This is a genomic window from Amycolatopsis jejuensis (assembly GCF_000717335.1).
GTDB classification, from domain to species: domain Bacteria; phylum Actinomycetota; class Actinomycetes; order Mycobacteriales; family Pseudonocardiaceae; genus Amycolatopsis; species Amycolatopsis jejuensis.
Genome location: NZ_JNYZ01000007.1, coordinates 73,000 through 91,901 on the forward strand (window position 1 = coordinate 73,000; position 18,902 = coordinate 91,901).

The window sequence follows — 18,902 nt, forward strand, 5'->3', positions numbered from 1 at the left end:
TCCCCAGACCCCAGTTCCCCCATCAGGCCTTCCCCCTGCGCCCCAGTTCCCCGTCGGCTCCGTCACGCCGCGCGGTCGACCGCCGCCGCCGGAATCCGGCCCATCGCCGTCGCGTAGTGCGCCTCAAAAGCGTCCAAAGTGGACTCCAGGGCGTGCGCCGCGATCATCTTCCCGCTCGCCGCGCCCATTCTGGACTGGGTGGCCGGGTCGGCGGTCACCGCGCGGAGGCGGTCGGCCAGTTCGGCTACGTCGCCCGGCTGGAACAGCCAGCCGTTGTATCCCGGGCGGCACAGGTGCGGCAGTGCCATCGCATCGGCGACCACCACGGGTTTCCCGGCCGCCATGGCCTCCATCGTCGCAAGGCTCTGCAGTTCCGCGACCCCGGGCATGCAGAAGAGATCCGCCGAAGCGTACGCGTCGAGCAAGTCCTCTTCGGACACGAACCCCCGGAAGCGCACCCGGTCGGCGATGCCGAGGTCGTCCGCGAGCGTTTCCCATTGCGCGCGGCACGAACCGTCACCGACGATCTCCGCACGCAACCCCGGCACGAGCGCGACCGCGCGCAGCAGCTCGTCGACGCGTTTCTCCTCGTCGAGCCGTCCGACGAACAGCACCGTCGGGTCGGCGGAATCCCGCACTGCCGTGCGCAGCCGGTAACGGTCGATGTCGATCCCGCACGACACCGCGATCGCCCGCTGCGGGAAACCGTTGCTGTGCAAGAGTTCCACTGCCCGTGGGGTCGGTGCGGTGACCACGCGGGCCGTCGAGAACACCCGGGTCAGGTCCCGCCACGCCCATCTCGACGCGGCACCGCGCAGCCATTCCGGCACGTGCAGGTGGCCGAAGAGGTTCTCCGGCATGAAGTGGTTCGTCGCCACCCCCGGTACCCCCATCGCCGCCGCGTGCCGCAGCACGTACCTGCCGACCACGAAATGCGCCTGTACATGCACCAGGTCCGGCTGGATTTCCCGCAGCAGCGACGACACATCGCTGCTCACTTCCCACGGCAGCCCGATGCGGAAGGTCCGGTGGAAGGGCGTGCGGTGTGAGCGCACGCGGTGCACCACCACGTCGCCGGTCCGTTCGGTGCGCGCCTCGCCCTCCGGGTCGACGGTGATCACGTGCACCTCGTGGCCCCGTCCGGCGAGGCCGGTGGCCAGCCGGTGGGCGAAGTGCGCCGCGCCGTTCACGTCCGGCGGGTAGGTTTCGGCGGCGACCACGATGCGCAAAGCCCGGTCGTCGTTCACTGGTTGCTCCGATCTGCTGGATTGGACAGGAGAAGAACTGCTGCGGCTCAGCGCCACCACGCCGCCGACCGCCACTGCGGCCGCGGCCAGCGCGACCGCGGTTGCCCACCCGGCAGGCTGGGCCGCCTCGCCGAGCACCCCGGCGCCGAGACCGACCGCGACCAGCGGGTCCACCACCGTCAGGCACGCCACGGCCAGATGCGGCGGACCGCACCGGTAAGCCAGTTGCACCAGCCAGCCGCCGACGAGCAGCGCCACCACCATCGCGGCCGCGGACACCGCCGTCTCGAATCCGATGGTGCCTTCCCGGACCTCGAGGGAAACCGCTCGCATCAACACGGAAACGAAGCCGTACGCAGCACCTCCGGCCGCGCCGAAACACATTCCGCGAATGGCCGGTCGACTGGAAATCGCGCCGATCAGCGTGAGTGCGGCGACGATTCCCAGCACGATGAAGGCGGCACGCAATTGGGCGTTCGCCCCTACCGCGGTACTCGTGGTGCTGTCCGCGGCGACCATCACGAAAGTGCCGACGCCGAGGGTCGTCACCGCGACCGCAGGCAGATCCCGGCGGCGCCGGTCGAGCACCGCGGTGATAGCCACCGCGAGCACCCCGACCGGCTGCACGACCGTCAGCGGCGCCATGCCCAGTGCCACCGCGTGCACCCCCGCGCCACCGCCGAGCAGCAGAAGCCCGCCGAGCCACCGCGGCGTGCGGACGAGGTCCGTGATCCGGGGACTGCCCGGCATTCCGGCGACCACCCCGTGCTGCAGCAGCGCCCCCACCGCGAAGAAGACCGCGCCGAGAATCGCGAGAAGAATGGCGATGATCGTCACGGAATCACCTCGGCAGGTTCCCGGCGCAGGACCAGGGCAATGGCGAAAAGCTGGGCATAGAGCAAGGCGAACAGGACGCGTTCGAACAACCCCAGAAACGCGGGTACGGATTGCTCCAGAAGCGGTGCATGCGCGAGCAGAAAGGCGAACGACGCCGCTCCGGACGCCGCGGAAAGGTGCCGGACCGCGGTCGCGGCCGGATACCGGCGCCCGAGCAACCAGCCCGCGAGCGGCAGGCACACGAACATCGCCAGGCCCGCATAGCGGTGCACCGCGCCGGAGAAGCTGGTCGGGATGCCGGTCGGGTCGGTGGGAAAGAACGTCGCGACCACCAGACCCGCCGCCCACAGGGTGAGCAGTACCGCCTCGGGGCCGCGTTTCGGCAGGCCACGGGCGACGAGCCCGGACCGCAGCACCAGCGACGCGCCGGCCAGGCCGAGCGAACTGAACGCGAGCAGCGCAACGCCGCCGGGAGCGAACACGTAGTCGCTGATGACGTCCCGGACCGGGCTCACCGCGCCCGCCGCCACGAGGTGCAGCACCGCGATCGGCAGCAGCGAAAGGACCAGGCCCGCTCCGGCGAGTGCCGGTGCCGTCGCCAGGTCCTTCCGCGGGATGAGGGTCACGACAGCCAGCATGCTGACCACCGGGACCGATGACATCCGGGAACACCCTGAGATGGACCCGGGTATCGGTCCCGGGGATGGCCCGTGATCAGGGACAACGCTCTTCGCGCTTGCTCCCGGAGAGAACGCCCGAGCGGCGCCGAATAGGCCGTTATACACCGACCGGCATCCTTCAAGTGTCCACTATGGACAGACAGGGTCCCTCACCCGGGTGGATGTCGGCGCACTCTGCCCGGGTCCCGGATCGGCGGCCGCCCTGCTGGGGTGCGGAACCGGGCGCGGGGTACCGGACCTCGCGTGGGTGAGGCGAGTTTGCCCGGCCCGGACCGGCGTGTTCCGATCCCGGGGCGGGACCCAGCCGAAGGAGCGTGATTTTCATGCACAGGACATTCGTCCCGGCGGTTGCCGGGGCTGCGGTCGTCGCCGCGCTGGTCAGCGCGTGCGGGTCGGGCGATTCGGGCGGCCAGGGCGGGTCCGGTACCGCGTCCGGGCAGAACCCACCGCCCGCAGCGGCAGCCGCCCAGCAGGTCACCACGGCCATTCAGCAGGCGACACAGCAGTCACCGATCACGTTCGAAGCGGAGAAGGCGGAACTTCCCGGCCAGGCAAAGGAAACGCTCTCGGTGGTCGCGAAAGCGTTGCAGGGTAACGATGTCAAGCTGTAGGTCGCCACCCACGCCGGATATCCCGATGCGGCCAAGGCGAAATCCCTCTCCGAGCAGCGCGCACAGGCGATCACGACCGCGCTCGAGGCGGACGGTGTCACCAAGGACCGCGTGCAACCCGAGGCGACCGGCAACGAGCAGGCGCAAGGCGCACCGGCACTGGATACGCAGCTCAGCGTCGCTTCGTGACCGAAGCGGCAACAACTGACTACTTCACACAAGGCACCCCATCGCCGGAAAGTTCCTCCGCAGCAATCGGCGGCGCGACCGGCACCACCGGGTCCTTTTCGGACAGTTCCCGAAAATCCCCGCCCAGCACCAGTTTCAACTCACCCGCACCGAGAGAACCGTCGTAGGCCACCGAATACCCGCCGCCGAGCGCTGCGACGAGTTTGGCCGCCGATGCGGAATCTCCTCGCCCGTAATGCACCACGGTGTGGTGCACGCGACGCCCGCTGGACACCCGCCCAGCGCGGTAACCCCGTGACGGCAGCACTTTCCCCACCCGGGCAGCCAAACCTTCCCGGCCGCTCCCGTTCACCACGTCCACTTCCGGACCCGCGGTCGGTGGCGGCGTAGCCCGGCCCAGCAGTCGCGCAGCGGCCGCGCGGATCTTCACCGGGTCGACGATATTGATGTCCTCGCCGCGGGAATCCTTTCCGAACCGTTCGACCGGCAAGGTCGCCAACGTCAGCTCGAACGAAGCCGCCTGCTGCACGAGCGCCCGCAGGTCCAAACCGGAATCGACGGCAATGCGGCCCTGTGCCACCGGAATCAGCTTGCCGACCAGGCCGGGTGTTTCCTTCAGCTGATGCACCAGGGAAAGGATGAAAGCCTGCTGCCGCCGTTCCCGGTCCAGGTCAGTGAATTCGCGCTGCGGATCGCGTCGCTGCCCTACGAAGGCAACCGCCTGCTCGGCCGAAATCTGCTGTTGCCCGCGATGGAAGTCCGCGCCCGAGTAGCTGTCGTGGGTGTCGTCAGTCAAGCACACCGTGATCGGCTGCACGACCTCGGCGATCTCGACGAACGCAGCCAGCGTCACCTCCACGAAGTGGTCCACCGTCACTCCGCCGAGAAACTGCTGCACCGTCGCGATTTCGGCAGCCCGGCCTGCGTCGCGCGCAGCACTCGCGGTGAGACGTTTCGACGCGGCAGCGAACGCAAAACTGTAAGCCTGCTTGATCTTCCCCCGGCACACCCCGCCGGGACAGCCGGCGAGGTCGGTGTAGTCGTCGCGCGGGATCGAGATGACTGTCGGGTGGTTGCCGTCCGCCGGGACGTGCAGCAGCATCAGCACGTCCGCGTCGTAGCTGTGCGGCGCGTCGAGGCCCATCAGGAGGATGTTCGTGTCGCCGCCGGGGCGCGGACGGCCGTCGAGCGCGGACGGCGTGGTCACCCCGGACAGCAGCGTGCGCAGCTCCACCCACCCGTAGGCGGCCCCGGCCAGCACCACCGCGACCAGCGCGACCACGCCGATCCGCTCGGCCCAGTGACCCTTCGCGCGCTCCAGCACTCAGCGCTCCCTCCGGCGACCCCGGTCTTACTCCGGCGTCGCTGTGAGAGCGATGAGAACCGAGGTCAGCGGTGCCGTTCGCGGAGATCGCCCGGCCGGACGCCGGCGAGCAGCACCACCACGGCCAGCAGGATGATCCCCGCGCTGATCTGCAGGCCCAGCGACAGGCTCCCGGTCGACGATTGGATGAACCCGAGCAGCGAGGGCGACGCCGCCGCGGCGAACGAGCCCATCGACGTCACCAGCGCGATCCCGGTGGCCGCCGCACGGTCGGTGAGGTAGATCGACGGGATCGAGTAGAACACCGTCAGCCCCGAATAATGCGCGGCCGCCATCACCGCGAGCAGGAGGATGATCACCACGACGTTGCCGCCGGACACCGAGATCGCCAGCATCGCGAACGCGGCGACGATCCAGCTCGTGGCCGCGTGCCAGCGCCGTTCGAGCGTGCGGTCGGAATGGCGGCCCACCAGCAGCATCACCACGATGCCGAGCAGCGGCGGGAGCGCCGAGAACAGCCCGAGGTTCAGCACGTTGCCGACCCCCGCGTCGGCGATGATCCGCGGGGTCCAGTACGACACGGCATTCGCCAGCGTGTACGCGCCACACGCGCAAAGCCCGAGCACCCAGACCTTCGGGTCGCGCAAGGCCAGCAGGAGCCCGCCGTGCTGTTTACCCTCCGGCGAACCCTTGCCGCGGCGGTCCGCTTCGAGGTCGGCGCGCACGGCGGCCTTCTGCTCCGCGGTGAGCCATTTCGCCTGTTCGGGCCCGTCGGTGACGAAGAACAGCACCAGCACGGCCAGCAGCACCGGCGGGATCCCCTCGATCAGGAACAGCCACTGCCAGTCCGCGAGACCGGCCACGCCGCCGAGCGAATGCATGATCCAGCCCGAAACGATCGACCCGAACACCCCGGACACCGGGATGCCGATGAAGAACACCGCCGTCATCCGGGTCCGCCGCGACGACGGGAACCACAGCGAGAGCAGGTACAGCGCGCCGGGGAAGAATCCGGCTTCGGCAACGCCCAGCAGGAACCGGGCGACGTAGAAGGTGATCTCGTTGTGCACGAACAGGGTCACCATGGTCACGACGCCCCAGCTGGCCATGATCCGGGCGAGCGTCTTGCGGGCGCCGATCCGGGCCAGCAACGCGTTGCTGGGGATCTCGAAAAGGATGAACCCGACAAAGAAGAGCGTGACCCCGAGCCCGTACACCGCGGGCCCGAAGGCGAGATCGCGTTTCAGGCCCTGCTGGGCGATGCCGATGTTGGTGCGGTCGATATAGCTGACGACGTAGCAGACCACCAGCAACGGCATCACGCGCCGGGCGATGGTGCGGTAGGTCGCCTTGCGGTCGACAGTGGTTGCGGGCGTGCCGGTGACGGCGGACGGTTCGGCCACGGCTCGGCTCCTTCGGCGGGGATCGGGCGGCTTGCAGTGTCCGCATCCAGTGTTGAGTTTGTCAACACCCGAGGCCGAACGGCTACGATGTCCGGCCATGGCGGAACGCGCAGACGGCCACGAGCCGGTCCCCATCTCCGGACTGCTGTCCTACCGGCTTTCGCGCACGTCGTCGGCGATGTCGCGCAGCGCCGCGGTGCGCTACCGGCGGGACTTCGACGTGAGCCTCGGCGAATGGCGCGCGATCGCGCTGATCGCGGCCGACCCGACGCTCACCCTCAACCGGCTCGCCCGCCGCGCCGGGCTCGACAAAGCGCAGATGAGCCGCGTGGTGAGCCGGCTGACCGAGCGCGGCCTGGTGAACCGCACCGCGGGGTCCGGCCGTACGTCGCAGCTCGCGCTCACCGCCGAGGGCACGCGCGTGTACCGCGGCCTGATCACCGCCGCCAACGAGCGCGACGCGGACTTCCTCGCCGCCCTCACCGCCGAGGAGGCCAGGGTACTGGACCGCGCACTGGACAAGCTCGCCGAGCGCGCGCTGGCCGTCGAGGAGGGTGAGCGCGCTCACTAGTGTTGACTTTGTCAACACCCTGGCGTACTTCTGGAACCACCGACGAGGAGGTGGCCCCAGGATGCCCGACGCCGTCACGATCTGCGAGTGCTTCGCCCGCGACGGGCTGCAGCACGAGCCGGAACCCGTGCCGACCGCGACGAAGGTCGCGCTGCTGGACTCGTTCGTCCGCACCGGTTTCCGGCGGATCGAAGCGACCAGCTACAGCCATCCGGCCCGGGTACCCGGTTTCGCCGACGCGTCCGAGGTGCTCGCCGCGATCCCCCGCCGTCCCGATGTCGCGTTCAAAGCGACCTGCCCGAACCCACGCGCGGTCGAACGGGCGCTCGCCGACCTCGACGCCGGGTACGGCGCCGAGGAGCTGAGCCTGCTGGTGTCTGCCACCGAGGCGCACACCGAGCGCAATCTGCGCACCACGCGGGCCGGGCAATGGGAGCGGGTGACCGAGATGGTCCGGCTCGCCGACGGTAGGTTCCGCCTGGTCGGAGTGGTGTCGGTGGCGTTCGGCTGTCCGTTCGAGGGCAAGGTCGACCCAGGCCGGGTCGCCGAGGACGTCGCCCGGTTCGCCGACCTCGGGGCCGCACTGGTCACCCTCGGCGACACCACCGGCGTCGCGACCCCGGGTTCGATGCGGGCGCTGTACACGCGGTTGTCGCGCGAGCATCCGGACCTGCCGCTGGTCGCGCACCTGCACAACACGCGCGGCACCGGGATCGCGAACGCGGTCGCCGCGCTCGACGCCGGATGCCGCCATTTCGACTCCGCGATGGGCGGCGTGGGCGGGCATCCGGCAAAGATCGGCTACGGCGCCGGGCTCACCGGCAACGTCTGCACCGAGGACCTGGTGAGCCTGTTCGACGCGATGGGCGTCGAGACCGGGCTCGACCTCGACCGGCTCGCCGCCGCGTCCGCCGCCTGCGAGGAAGCGCTCGGCAGGCCACTGCACAGCATGGTCGCCCGCACCCTGTCCGCCTGATTTCCCGGGGAGAATCCTTGCTGCACATCGAAAATCACGACGCCGTGCGCGTCCTCACGCTCAACCGGCCGGACAAGCTCAACGCGCTCGACACCGCGCTCACCCGCTCTCTCGACACCGCGCTCGACGAAGCCGGTCGTGACCCGGAGGTACGCGCGGTCGTGCTGACCGGAGCGGGCCGGGGGTTCTGCGCGGGGGCCGACCTGAGTGAGTTTTCTTCGTTGACGCCGGATCAGCCCGGCGCGGTTCTCGAACGCGCAGCGCTCACCGCCCGGCTGCAGACGCGGATGCAGCAGCTGCCGGTCCCGGTGGTCACCGCGGTGCGCGGGGCGGCGGTCGGCGGTGGCGCGGGGCTCGCGATCGGTGCGGACATGGTGGTTGCCGGGTCGGACCTGAAGTTCGGTTACCCGGAGCTGAAGCATTCGATCGTGCCTGCGCTGGTGATGACCGGGCTGGTCCGGCACCTCGGCCGCAAACTGGCCTTCGAGCTGGTCAGCACGGGCCGACTGCTCACCGCAACGGAAGCCGCTTCGTACGGTTTGGTGAACGAGGTCGTCGAACCGGACGAAATCGTGGCCGCCGCGCTCGCGATCGCGCAGCGCTGGTCGGTTGTCGAGCCCCGCGCGATAGCCGCGGCGAAGGACCTTTTCTACCGCGTCGCCGACCTGCCGACGGACGCCGCGATGCGCGCCGGGCAGGACGTCAACGCCCTGATGCGCGGGTTCCGCCGATGACCGGCCCGCTCGCCGGTACGACGGTGCTCGATCTGTCCCGGGTCCTCGCCGCGCCGCTGGCCACGCAGATCCTCGCGGAGCTGGGCGCGACGGTGATCAAGGTCGAACGGCCCGGGTCCGGTGACGAGACCCGCTCCTTCGAACCCCGGCTCCCGCACGGTGAAAGTGCGTACTTCTTCGCTTTCAACCGCGGCAAACAGTCGGTGACGCTGGATTTGAAGGACCCACGCGGCAGGGAGATCGCGCGGAAGCTCGCCGCGCGCGCCGACGTCGTGGTGGAGAACTTCCTGCCCGGCACGCTGGAGCGGCTCGGTCTCGGTTACGCCGAGCTGTCCGCGGCGAATCCCGGACTGGTGCTGGTGTCGGCGACCGGATTCGGCCAGACCGGCCCGGACGCGCACCGCAAGGGGTACGACACGGTTTTCCAGGCGCTGTCCGGCGTGATGGCGATGACCGGCGACCCGGCCGGGCCACCCGCGAAGACCGGGGTGCCGGTGGCGGACCTGACGTCCGGGCTGTGGGTGGTGATCGCCGTGCTCAGCGGCCTTGCCGGACGAGCGGCGGACGGCCGCGGGCGGCATCTGGATGTCGCGATGATGGACGTCCAGCTCAGCCTGCATGCGCTCAATGCCGCGCGGCTGTTCGCCCTCGGCGAGGACCCGGTCCGGACCGGGACCGAGCATCCGGGGCGCGTGCCGTCGGCGGCATTCCAGGCCGGGGACGGCGAATGGCTGCACATCAGCGGCAGCGACCAGCATTGGGCGCCGCTCTGCGCGGTACTGGGGCTGGCCGCGCTGGGCGCTGACCCGGTGCTGCAAGAGAACGCGGGCCGGGTCGAGCATCGGGACCGGGTGATGAAGGCGTTGCGCGGCGCGATCGCCCAGCACGACCGGGATCAGCTGGTGAAAGAGCTGCAGGCGGCCGATGTTCCGGCTGGCGCGGTGCGTTCGGTACGCGAAGCGCTGGCTGATCCGCACGCCGTCGCGCGCGGGGTGGTCGGCGAGTTCGAGCACCCGGTCGAGGGCCGGTTTCCGGCGTTGCGGACGCCGTTGCGCGAGACTGCCCGGGACGCTCCGGCGCCGGGCGTGCCTCCGGTGCTCGGCGCGGACACCGACGACGTGTTGCGTGACCTGGCTGGGCTGTCCGACGGCGAGATCGAGGGCCTGCGGGCCGCGGGCGTGATCTGATGAGCGAACGCGTGAAGCTCGACGTGCGCGATGGGATCGCGCACGTTTCGCTCTCCCGGCCGGAGGCACGAAACGCGCTCGACCTGCCGATGTGTCGTGAGCTGCGGGAGGCTTTCGAGACGATCGACAGTTCCGACGTCCGGGTGGTGCTGCTCAGCGGCGCCGGTCCGGTGTTCTGTGCGGGCGCGGACCTCAAGGAACGGACCGGCAAGGACGCGGCGTGGGTACGACGGCGCCGGGTCGCGTCGTTCGCGGCGTACGCGGCGATCGAGGCGTGCCGGTGTCCGGTGGTGGCGTTGGTGCACGGTGCGGTGGTCGGGTCGGGCGGGGAAATCACGCTCGCGGCCGACTTCGCGCTTGCTGCCGAAGGCACGGTTTTCCGTTTCCCGGAACCACATTGGGGTACCGTCGGGGCGACCCAGCGGTTGCAGCGGGCGATCGGGAAACGGCGGGCGAAGGAGTTGTTGTTCACCAACCGGCCGTTACCTGCGGCCGAAGCTGCGGCGCTGGGGCTGGTCACGCGGGTCGTACCGGATCTCGCCGCGGCAGGCTCCGAAACTGCGGCCGCGATCGCCGCGGCGCCGCCCGGAGCGATCGCGCTGACCAAACGTGCCGTCGACCTCGGCGCGGAGACCGACCTCGACCGCGGCATCCGGATCGAAATGGCGGCGATCGAGCAGAACCTGTCCGACGGCGGCTGGCGGGACGGCATCGCCCGGTTCGCGACTGGAGAATCCCGATGACCGACCTGCGCACCGCCTGCCCGCTGACCATCCACGAGGCACTCGCCCGGGCGGCGCTGCTGGCGCCGGACGTCGAGGCCGTGGTCACTGCCGAATCCCGGATCACCTACGGGGAGCTCGCTCGCGCGGTCTCCCAGGTGCGGAATGCGTTGGCAGCAGCCGGGATCGGGCGCGGCGACCGCGTCGGACTGTGCTTGGGCAACACGCCGGAGTGGGTGACGCTGTTCCTCGCGCTCGGATCGGTCGGCGCGGTGGTGGTGCCGATCAACACCCGGTACACCGCCGACGAGGTCCGTTACCCGCTCACGCACGCGCGGGTACGGACGCTGTTCACCGCACATCGCGTGCTCAGCAACGATTTCACCACCATGTTCGAGGGCGCGGGTATCCGGCCCGGATTCGCCGATCTCGAGCGGATCCTGGTGGTGGGCAGCCCGGAATGGACGGAGTTCCTCGCCGCAGGAATTCCGGCCGCGCCGGTGGCAGTGGCTGATGATGTGCTGCTCGTACAGTACACCTCGGGTACGACATCCCGGCCGAAAGGCGTCCTGCTCACCCACCGCAACATGTGCGCGGACGCCTTCTTTTCCGGCGCCCGCATGGGTTTGCGGCCCGGCGACCGGTTCCATTCGGCGCGGCCGTTCTTCCACGTGGCAGGCAGCACGCTGTCGGTACTGTCGTCTCTCCAGCACGCGACGACGCTGGTCACCATGCCGAAGTTCGAACCGGCCGAAGCGTTGCGGCTGCTGGAAACCGAACGCTGTACGCACTTCTCCGGCAATGACACGATCGCGCTGTTGCTGCTGAACCATCCCGGCCTTCCCCGGTTTTCGCTTTCCCTGCGTGGCGCCTGGGTGGCCGCTTCGCCGACCGTGATCCGCCGGGTGATCGACGAGCTCGGCGCGCGGGAATGCGTTGCGGGATATGGCCTTTCGGAAGCTTCACCGAACGTTGCACAGTCGGCGTGGTGGGAGCCGGAGGAAATCCGCGCGTCCGGGGCGATGGCCGTGGAACCCGGCGTCGAAGTGCGGATCCGCGCCCTGGACGACAGCCGCGACTGCGCGCCGGGCGAACCGGGATCGGTGCTCGTGCGCGGCTGGAACGTGATGCAGGGGTACCTCGACGACCCGGCGCGCACCACCGAAGTCCTGGACGCCGACGGCTGGCTGTCGACCGGCGACGTCGGCCTGCTCGACGACTCGGGCCGGTTCCATTTCACCGGGCGCACCAAGGACATCATCCGCGTGGGCGGCGAGAACGTCGCGCCCGCGGAGGTCGAGGACGTCCTGCACCGGCACCCGCAGATCCGGCAGGCGGCGGTGGTCGGGGTCCCGGACGAGCGGCTGATCGAGGTCCCGTTCGCGTTCGTCGTGCTGACCGGCCCCGGCCCGTCCGAGGCCGACCTGCTCGCGTGGGTACGAGACCGGATGGCGGGCTTCAAGGTGCCGCGGCACCTGCGGATCGTCGAGGGCTTCGAGACGATCGGCATGACGGCCAGCTCGAAAGTCCAGAAGAACCGCCTGGCCGAACACGCCCGATCCCTCCTGGAGGCAGGCTCGTGACCCGCCTGCGCACCCCGATCACCGACCTGCTCGGGATCGACTACCCGATCCTGCAAGCCGGAATGTCCTGGGCATCGTCATGCTCGGCGCTACCACTCGCCGTGAGCAACGCAGGCGGGCTCGGCGTGGTCGCCGCAGGTCCCATGCGGCTGCCGGATCTCGCCCGCACATTGGAGGAAATGGCCGCAGGCACCACCCGGCCGTGGGCAGTCAACCTGCCGCTGTACCGGGCAGGCGCGGACGACGTGATCGACCTGCTGCTCCAGCACCGCCCGCCGGTGCTCATCGCTTCCCAGGGCGGCCCGCGACGTTACCTGGATCGCTTCCACCAAGCAGGGACGCGCTGCCTGCACGTCGTCGCCGGGGTTTCGCACGCCCTTAAGGCCGCTGCCGCCGGAGTCGATGCGCTGGTGGTGGTCGGTGCCGAGGCGGGTGGCCATCCCCCGCCCGGGATGGTCACCACGCAAGTCCTGGTCCGTGCCGTGGTGACCGCTGTGCCGGACGTCCCGGTGATCGCTTCCGGCGGCGTCGCGGACGGCGCCGGTCTCGCCGCGATGCTGTCGCTGGGAGCAGGCGCCGCGCAGTTCGGCACGCGGTTCCTGGCGAGCACCGAGGCGACCGTCCATCCGGCGTACCAGGCCGCGGTGCTGGCGGCGGGCGTCGGCGACACCCGGACGGTCGGCCACGGCCTCGGCGTGATCCGGGCGCTGGCCAACGACTTCACCGCCCGGATGCAGGACCTGGAAACCTCCGGTGCGGAGGAAGAGTTGCGGCGCAAGACTTTCCAGGCTTCGTCGTTGAAGGACGCCGCGCTCGGCGGGGATGTCCACAGTGGAAAGGTCGAGGCCGGGCAGTCGGCGGGGTTGGTCACCGAAGTCCTTCCCGCCGCGGAGATCGTGGCCCGGATCGTCGCGGAGTACTCGGAAACGGTGACCCGGCTGCCCCACCTGCACTGAACCCTCCCCGCGCTAGTGCAGGGGCACCAGCGGTTCGGCGTCGGCTGCCTCGTCCTGGCTGGGCGCCACCGGACGGCGGATGAACAAGGCGAGCACCACGGCGACGAGGGAGATGAAGCCCCCGCACAGGAATGCCGAATGCACGCCGTCGGCCATCGCCGATTCCTGACCGGCCGACGGCGAGCTTTGCTGCGTCATCACGGTGACGAAGAGCGCGGACCCGGCGGCGGACGCCAGCTGCTGGACGGTGCTCACGATGGCGCTGCCGTGCGAGTACAGGTCTCGCCGCACGGACCCGAGCGCCGTGGTCATCATCGGGGTGAGCATGACCCCGACCCCGGCCATGAGCAGGGTCTGGACGAAGACGATGTACCCGAACGAGGTGTGCTCGTCGAAGGTGGCGGTCATGATCCAGAACGTGGCGCTGACCAGCAGCGCACCCGGAATGACCAGCGGCCGCGGACCGTAGCGGTCGAACAGCCGCCCGACGAGCGGTCCCATCGCCGCCATCACCAGCCCGCCGGGAAGGGTGGCCATCCCGACGGTCAGCGTGCCGAGGTGAAGCACGTTCTGCAGGTAGAGCGGCAGCACGATGATGGTGCCGAACAGCGCCATCATGACCGCGGCGATCGTCACGAACGGCACCACGAACGCGGAGCTGCCCAGCGGACGCAGGTCCAGCAACGCCCGGTCGCCGCGCTGCAGCGCGCGCTGGCGCAGGATGAAGACCGCCAGCGCGGCCAGGCCGATCCCGAGCGCGAGCCACGGCGAGATCAGCGCGCCCCCATGGGACTCGCCGATGCTGGAGAGCCCGTAGACGAGCCCGCCGAACGACAGCGCGGACAGCACCACCGAGAGCAGGTCGATCTTCACCTTGCTGGGCGAGGTGAAGTTGCGCATGCGAGCGGTCCCGACGACGGTGCAGAGCACGGCGAAGGGCAGCACGAGCCAGAACAGCCAGCGCCAGCTCAGCGTCTGGAGAATGAGACCGGACACCGTGGGGCCGATCGCCGGAGCCGCGGCGATCACGATGGAAGCCGAGCCCATGATCCGGCCCCGGCGCTCCGCCGGCACGAGGTTCATCACCGCGGTCAGTCCCAGCGGCAGCATCACGGCCGTGCCGCCTGCCTGCAGGATGCGCCCCACGAGCAGCAAGGGGAATCCGGAGGCCAGTGCCCCGGCCAGCGTGCCGAGGATGAACGCGCCCATCGCCGCCACGAAGATCGACCGCAGCGGGAAGCGTTTGAACAGGAACCCGGTCGTGGGGATCAGGATCGCCATCACGAGCAGGTAGCCGGTCGTGAGCCACTGGCCGGTGGTCGCGCTCAGCCCGAGGTCTTTCATCAATGTCGGGAGCGCGACGCTCATCAGCGTCTCGTTCAGCGTCATCACGAAAGTCGCCGAGAGCAGCATCACGATCAAGCCCGTGGCTCCGGCGGGCGCCTTGGGCTCGGATTGTCTCGTTGTCGTTGTCACCTGTGCTCCTGACCTGGGAGGTGGACTCAGGTGACACTGTACGCCTGCTTGGCAGTGACTGCCACTTAGGCGGTCGATGTATCCTTGGCAGCAAGGAGGCAGCAATGGACAACGATGTTCCCGGGCGGCGGCGTTCGGACCTGCTGACCAGGCGGCGGCGGGAGACCGAATGGGAGATCGCCGAGGCGGCACTCGAGCTGTTCGAGCGTCAGGGAGTGGCGCACACCACGGTCGAGCAGATCGCCGAGCGGGCCGGGGTCTCGCCGAGGACCTTCTTCCGGTACTCGCCGAGCAAAGAGGGCGCGGTCATGCTCTACCAGGGAGGGATCGACGAGGAGGTGTTCGCGGCACTCGAGCCGGAGCGGGCGGGCGATGACCCGATCCGCGCCCTTGAGGAGGGCTTCGTCCGCGCGGTGGCGGAACTCGACAACGAAGCGACCGCGAAGGCCCGCCGGGTGCTGCGCGTCCGTCAGCTCGCCGCCGCCGAACCGTCGGTGGCCCAGGCGATGATGCACGCCGACACAGAACGTAACGAGCGGACGGTCGCGAAGCTGGCCGCCGCGCTCGGCACTTCCCCGGACAGCCTCGAACCCCGCGCAATCGTCGCCGTGCTGGACGCCACGATGCAGATCATGTTCGAGGACTGGGTCCGCCGGGCGGAGGCGGGCGAGCATCCCAAGGTCAGCGAGCTGTACGCGCGGGCCCGGAAGCTCATCGCGGCCGCGGCGCAGTACGGAGACCGACGGGCGCTGTCTTGAGCCTTACCCGGCCCAGCTGTCCGGCTGCCGCCCGTCGAGATCGGTGACGCCGTACTCCCGCGCAAGCTCCGCCGACGTCACCGACCGCTGGTTCCACCGCACCCGCTCCGGATCCGCCGCCAGCGCCGCAATCCCCCGCCCCACATACCGCGGCGACTCCGACTCGGCGAACCCCGGCGGTGCCGCTGCCGAGCGCCAGTTCTCTTCCGTGACCCCGTAGTTGTCCAGCATCATCTCCGACCGCAGCCAGCCCGGCGTCACCGCAACCGCCGTCGCCCCGTGCGGCGCCAATTCGTGCCCCTGCGAAAAGGCGAGCCGGTTCACCGCGGCTTTCGCGAGGTCGTAGAAGACCGAAATGCGGTAGCGCGAAGCGTTGTACGCCGCGGTCCCGTCGGTCACCTCGACCAGCAGGCCGCCGGGTTCCGAAATCAGCAGTGGCAGCAGGAAATGCGACGTGATCAGATGCGTTTCGACGCCCAGCCGCAGAATCCGCAGGCCCGCGTCGAGATCGTGCTGCCACACCGGGGTATTCCAGTCCGCCGGGCCGCCCTTGAGCCGCTCGGCGCCCCAGATGTCGTTGACCAGTACGTGAATCCGGCCGTAATCGTCGCGGACGCGCCGAGCGAGCCGCCGTACCTCGTCGTGGTCGAGATGGTCGGTGACGACCGGAACCCCAGTGCCACCGAGGCTTGTCACCAGCTCGGCAGTTTCCTCGATGGTCTCGGGCCGGTCGTAGTCGGACCGCCCGCGCCCGGTGACGCTGCTCCGTCCGGTGCAGACCACGGTCGCCCCGGCCTCGCCGAGCGCGGCGGCAATCCCCCGCCCGGCACCGCGGGTCGCGCCCGCCACGAGTGCGACCCGGCCACGCAGATCCGATGCCATCGGCCCAGTGTGGCACCGGGCACGGGCGGCCGCAGGGCTCAGCCGGCGCCGGTCGCGCTCAACTCCCTGCTCCGCAAGGCAAACCGCTGGATCTTTCCGCTCGGCGTCTTCGGCAGCTCCCCCACGAAATGGATCCGCCGCGGATACACGTGCGCGGCAAGACGGGACTTCACCGTCTGCTGCAGCTCCGCCACCAGCCCGTCGGACGCATCGGTACCCGGGTTCAGCACCACGTACGCCACCACCAGCTCGCCGCGCAGCTCGTCCGGCGCGCCGATCACCGCGGCTTCCGCGACGGCTTCGTGCTGGGCCAGCGCGCTTTCCACCTCGAACGGGCCGATCCGGTAGCCCGCCATGAGGATCACGTCGTCGTCGCGGGAGCCGAAGGTGAGATAGCCGTCGCGGTCGCGGGCGGCGATGTCGCCGGTGTAGTACCAGCGGCCGTCGGCGCTGAAGCGCTCCGCGGTGCGGCCGGGGGCGTCACGGTAGCCGGAGAACGGCATCAGCGGGCTGGCCGGCACGTCGATCGCGACGCGGCCGGTCTCGCCGACGTCGGCGACCACGTCGGCACCCGCCTTCAGCACCTCGACCGCAAACCCGGGCAGCGGCCGTCCCATCGACCCGGTCTTGACCGGCGCGATCAGGTGCGGATGCCACGCATTGCCGACGACCATGCCGGTTTCGGTCTGGCCGTAGTGGTCGCGCACCGGGCAGCCGAGCGCCTCCTCGGCCCAGGTCACGACGTCCGGCGTCAGCGGCTCCCCCGCCGACGAGCAGTGCCGCAACCGCAGCCCGGCCGGCACCGGCAGACCCGAGCTGCGCAGCGCGCGGTACACCGTCGGCCCGGCGGTGAAGTTGGTGACGCCGAAGCGTTCGAGCACCTGCCAGGTCAGCTCCGGGCTGAACCCGGCGTGCAGCAGCAGACTCCGCCGCCCGGTGACGAGCGGGCCGAGCAGCGCGAAGTACAGCCCATAAGCCCAGCCCGGGTCGGCGGCGTTCCAGAACACGTCCTCGTCGGTCTGGTCGAGGCCGAACTGCTGGTAGGAATGGATTCCGGCGAGCCCGCGCAACGGCACCGGCACCGCCTTCGGAGTACCCGTGGTGCCGGACGTGAAGATCTCGACGAGCGTCCCGTCGCCGCCCACCGCGACCGGCTCGGCCAGCGGATGTGGCTCGTCGAGAAGGGCTTCGAAGGACAGGTCGGCGCCGGTCGCGTCGCCGGTCGTCACGATGATCCGGTCAGGGTCTTCGGGCAGGTCCTCGCCGGGTTCCAGTTTCGCGCGCTGACCGGCGTCGACCACCACCACGCGCGTCCCGTTACCCACGATCCGCTGCGCAATCGCCGACGGCGCGAACGCAGTGAACAACGGCACATGCACCGCCCCGAGCCGCCAGATCGCCAGCAGCGCGGTGACCAGTTCGGCGGACTTGCCCATCAGCGTCGCGACCCGGTCGCCCGGCCGGACCCCGTGCGCGGTGAGGGCGGCGGCGAACCGCGCCGAGGTGGCTTCGAGCTGGGCGTAGGTGAGGTCGCGACTGGCGAGGTCCGCCTCGACGAGCGTGAACGCGACGGCGTCCGCCGGGTGGCGCCCGCACAGGAGGTGGGTCGCGTCCGCATCCGGGGCGGAGTAGGTCTGCAACAGGTCGAGGGTGGTCCGCTCAGGGCTCACGGCATGCTCCACGGTCGTCGTCGGCCGGTGTCGGCGGTACTATCTCTGCACGTCAGCAGGCCCACTACCCCCGAAAAGGGGTGCCGCCCCATGCCCGCCCCCTTGCCCGATCGCTTGCCCGATCCCCTGCCCGATCCCGGGGACGACACCGCCGAAGTCCGCCGCGCCCTGGTCCGCCTGCGCGGGGCAGCCGGGGTACCCCTGTCGTTCGGCGGCGTCGTCGCGGACGGCCGGCACCTGCGAATGAGCGAACTGGTCGGCAACGCGACGACGTCGCTGCTCGGCCTCGTGGTGGCCGAGGGCAAGGGCCTGGGCGGCCGGGCGATCGGCCTGCGGAAGCCGGTCGTGCTGCCGGACTATTACGCCAGCGACGCCATCAGCCACCACTTCGACCGCGCAGTGCAGGCGGAGGGGGTCCGGTCGGTGATGGCGGTACCGGTGATCGTGCGGCGCACTGTGCGAGCGGTGCTGTACGGGGCGGTGCGGGAGAACGTCAGTTTCGGAGACCGCCCGGTGACGGCAATGGTCGAGGTAGCCCGGGATTTGGAGCAGGAACTGGCAATCCGCGCCGAGGTCCAGCGTCGGCTGCAGCTGCTCACGCCCGCTCCGGAAGCCTTGGCCGGCGACCCGGCCGACCGCGAGACGGTCCGGGAAAGCCACGCCGAACTCCGCCGGATCGCCGCGTTGATCGACGACCCAGGGCTGCGGGCCCGGGTTGACGCGGTCTGCACGAGCCTGGCTGGTGGCCCCCCGACCGGCGCGGCGACACTGTCGGCCCGGGAGCTGGACGTCCTGACGGGTGCTGCTGCGGGGCAGACCAACGGTGACATCGCCGATTCTCTGGGCCTGGGAACAGAAACGGTGAAGAGCTACCTCCGCAATGCCATGCGGAAGCTGGACGCCCGGACGCGTCTGCAGGCTGTCAATGCCGCTCGCCGAGCCAACCTTCTTCCGTGAAGGTGCCCTGGCTTGGAACGTTGCGGTGGGGCACCCCGAAGCCGGAAGTGTGACTGCGGTCGGGAGGGGCTTGTCAAGGCGGGAAAGATGCCTTGACAAGCCCCTCCCGACCGTGTTTTTGGCTTCGTATCGGGGTGCA

Annotated in this window: 17 protein-coding genes and 1 pseudogene; 11 read left to right on the forward strand and 7 right to left on the reverse strand. The window is 70.1% G+C overall.

Annotation, left to right across the window (positions count from 1 at the left end; translation table 11 throughout):
- Positions 1–62: 62 nt before the first annotated feature.
- Positions 63–2,084, reverse strand: a complete 2,022-nt coding sequence (locus tag OO71_RS10395) for a glycosyltransferase (RefSeq protein ID WP_033289487.1) — start codon at positions 2,082–2,084, stop codon at positions 63–65.
- Positions 2,081–2,746 carry a DUF998 domain-containing protein gene (locus tag OO71_RS10400; RefSeq protein WP_084144851.1) on the reverse strand — a complete coding sequence of 222 codons (666 nt, stop codon included), beginning with the start codon at positions 2,744–2,746 and terminating at the stop codon, positions 2,081–2,083. Before OO71_RS10400 ends, OO71_RS10395 begins: the two co-directional genes overlap by 4 nt.
- A 341-nt stretch (positions 2,747–3,087) precedes the next feature.
- Here OO71_RS10400 and OO71_RS52100 point away from each other — a divergent pair, with 341 nt between their 5' ends.
- Entirely contained in the window at positions 3,088–3,375 is a 288-nt protein-coding gene (locus OO71_RS52100) for a hypothetical protein (RefSeq protein ID WP_245633623.1), read from the forward strand.
- A gap of 30 nt (positions 3,376–3,405) precedes the next feature.
- Positions 3,406–3,564, forward strand: a pseudogene (locus tag OO71_RS52105) (OmpA family protein); the annotation flags it as partial.
- Positions 3,565–3,583: 19 nt separating this feature from the next.
- Here the strand turns inward: OO71_RS52105 and OO71_RS10410 are convergent.
- Both OO71_RS10410 and OO71_RS10415 read right to left on the reverse strand, forming a co-directional pair.
- On the reverse strand, positions 3,584–4,888 hold the full coding sequence (locus OO71_RS10410; RefSeq protein WP_033289488.1) for an LCP family protein: 1,305 nt from the start codon (positions 4,886–4,888) through the stop codon (positions 3,584–3,586).
- Positions 4,889–4,953: 65 nt separating this feature from the next.
- The gene (locus OO71_RS10415; protein WP_033289489.1) at positions 4,954–6,291 is read right to left on the reverse strand and encodes an MFS transporter; all 1,338 of its coding nucleotides are present in this window, start codon (positions 6,289–6,291) and stop codon (positions 4,954–4,956) included.
- Positions 6,292–6,388: 97 nt separating this feature from the next.
- Here OO71_RS10415 and OO71_RS10420 point away from each other — a divergent pair, with 97 nt between their 5' ends.
- The 7 genes from OO71_RS10420 (at position 6,389) to OO71_RS10450 (ending at position 13,020) form a co-directional block, all read left to right on the forward strand.
- Positions 6,389–6,862, forward strand: a complete 474-nt coding sequence (locus OO71_RS10420) for a MarR family winged helix-turn-helix transcriptional regulator (protein WP_033289490.1) — start codon at positions 6,389–6,391, stop codon at positions 6,860–6,862.
- A gap of 61 nt (positions 6,863–6,923) precedes the next feature.
- Positions 6,924–7,838, forward strand: coding sequence for a hydroxymethylglutaryl-CoA lyase (locus tag OO71_RS10425; RefSeq protein WP_033289491.1), 915 nt, complete (start codon positions 6,924–6,926; stop codon positions 7,836–7,838).
- Between the two features lie 17 nt (positions 7,839–7,855).
- Entirely contained in the window at positions 7,856–8,572 is a 717-nt protein-coding gene (locus tag OO71_RS10430) for an enoyl-CoA hydratase/isomerase family protein (RefSeq protein ID WP_245633624.1), read from the forward strand.
- Positions 8,569–9,759, forward strand: a complete 1,191-nt coding sequence (locus OO71_RS10435) for a CaiB/BaiF CoA transferase family protein (protein WP_033289492.1) — start codon at positions 8,569–8,571, stop codon at positions 9,757–9,759. The genes OO71_RS10430 and OO71_RS10435 overlap by 4 nt, the downstream gene beginning before the upstream one ends.
- On the forward strand, positions 9,759–10,502 hold the full coding sequence (locus OO71_RS10440; RefSeq protein WP_033289493.1) for an enoyl-CoA hydratase/isomerase family protein: 744 nt from the start codon (positions 9,759–9,761) through the stop codon (positions 10,500–10,502). The genes OO71_RS10435 and OO71_RS10440 overlap by 1 nt, the downstream gene beginning before the upstream one ends.
- Positions 10,499–12,064, forward strand: coding sequence for an AMP-binding protein (locus OO71_RS10445; RefSeq protein WP_033289494.1), 1,566 nt, complete (start codon positions 10,499–10,501; stop codon positions 12,062–12,064). The genes OO71_RS10440 and OO71_RS10445 overlap by 4 nt, the downstream gene beginning before the upstream one ends.
- The gene (locus tag OO71_RS10450) at positions 12,061–13,020 is read left to right on the forward strand and encodes an NAD(P)H-dependent flavin oxidoreductase (RefSeq protein WP_033289495.1); all 960 of its coding nucleotides are present in this window, start codon (positions 12,061–12,063) and stop codon (positions 13,018–13,020) included. Before OO71_RS10445 ends, OO71_RS10450 begins: the two co-directional genes overlap by 4 nt.
- A gap of 12 nt (positions 13,021–13,032) precedes the next feature.
- On the opposite strand, the gene OO71_RS10455 is transcribed toward OO71_RS10450, so the two are convergent.
- A complete protein-coding gene (locus OO71_RS10455) occupies positions 13,033–14,496 on the reverse strand; it encodes an MDR family MFS transporter (protein WP_245633625.1) in 1,464 nt (487 codons plus the stop codon).
- A gap of 104 nt (positions 14,497–14,600) precedes the next feature.
- Between OO71_RS10455 and OO71_RS47255 the strand changes: the two genes are divergently transcribed.
- Positions 14,601–15,254 carry a TetR family transcriptional regulator gene (locus OO71_RS47255; protein ID WP_051791419.1) on the forward strand — a complete coding sequence of 218 codons (654 nt, stop codon included), beginning with the start codon at positions 14,601–14,603 and terminating at the stop codon, positions 15,252–15,254.
- Between the two features lie 3 nt (positions 15,255–15,257).
- On the opposite strand, the gene OO71_RS10465 is transcribed toward OO71_RS47255, so the two are convergent.
- A complete protein-coding gene (locus tag OO71_RS10465) occupies positions 15,258–16,136 on the reverse strand; it encodes an SDR family oxidoreductase (protein ID WP_033289496.1) in 879 nt (292 codons plus the stop codon).
- Positions 16,137–16,174: 38 nt separating this feature from the next.
- The gene (locus tag OO71_RS10470) at positions 16,175–17,806 is read right to left on the reverse strand and encodes an AMP-binding protein (RefSeq protein ID WP_033289497.1); all 1,632 of its coding nucleotides are present in this window, start codon (positions 17,804–17,806) and stop codon (positions 16,175–16,177) included.
- 90 nt (positions 17,807–17,896) lie between these two features.
- On the opposite strand from OO71_RS10470, the gene OO71_RS10475 reads away from it, so the two are divergent.
- A complete protein-coding gene (locus OO71_RS10475) occupies positions 17,897–18,763 on the forward strand; it encodes a LuxR C-terminal-related transcriptional regulator (protein ID WP_245633626.1) in 867 nt (288 codons plus the stop codon).
- Positions 18,764–18,902: the final 139 nt, after the last annotated feature.

Coding starts and splice junctions, on each gene's coding strand:
- OO71_RS10425 (WP_033289491.1), top strand. CDS start 6,924: ATGCCCGACGCCGTCACGATCTGCGAGTGCTTCGCCCGCGACGGGCTG.
- OO71_RS47255 (WP_051791419.1), top strand. CDS start 14,601: ATGGACAACGATGTTCCCGGGCGGCGGCGTTCGGACCTGCTGACCAGG.
- OO71_RS10445 (WP_033289494.1), top strand. CDS start 10,499: ATGACCGACCTGCGCACCGCCTGCCCGCTGACCATCCACGAGGCACTC.
- OO71_RS10435 (WP_033289492.1), top strand. CDS start 8,569: ATGACCGGCCCGCTCGCCGGTACGACGGTGCTCGATCTGTCCCGGGTC.
- OO71_RS10465 (WP_033289496.1), bottom strand. CDS start 16,136: ATGGCATCGGATCTGCGTGGCCGGGTCGCACTCGTGGCGGGCGCGACC.
- OO71_RS10400 (WP_084144851.1), bottom strand. CDS start 2,746: ATGTCATCGGTCCCGGTGGTCAGCATGCTGGCTGTCGTGACCCTCATC.
- OO71_RS52100 (WP_245633623.1), top strand. CDS start 3,088: ATGCACAGGACATTCGTCCCGGCGGTTGCCGGGGCTGCGGTCGTCGCC.
- OO71_RS10420 (WP_033289490.1), top strand. CDS start 6,389: ATGGCGGAACGCGCAGACGGCCACGAGCCGGTCCCCATCTCCGGACTG.
- OO71_RS10440 (WP_033289493.1), top strand. CDS start 9,759: ATGAGCGAACGCGTGAAGCTCGACGTGCGCGATGGGATCGCGCACGTT.
- OO71_RS10475 (WP_245633626.1), top strand. CDS start 17,897: ATGCCCGCCCCCTTGCCCGATCGCTTGCCCGATCCCCTGCCCGATCCC.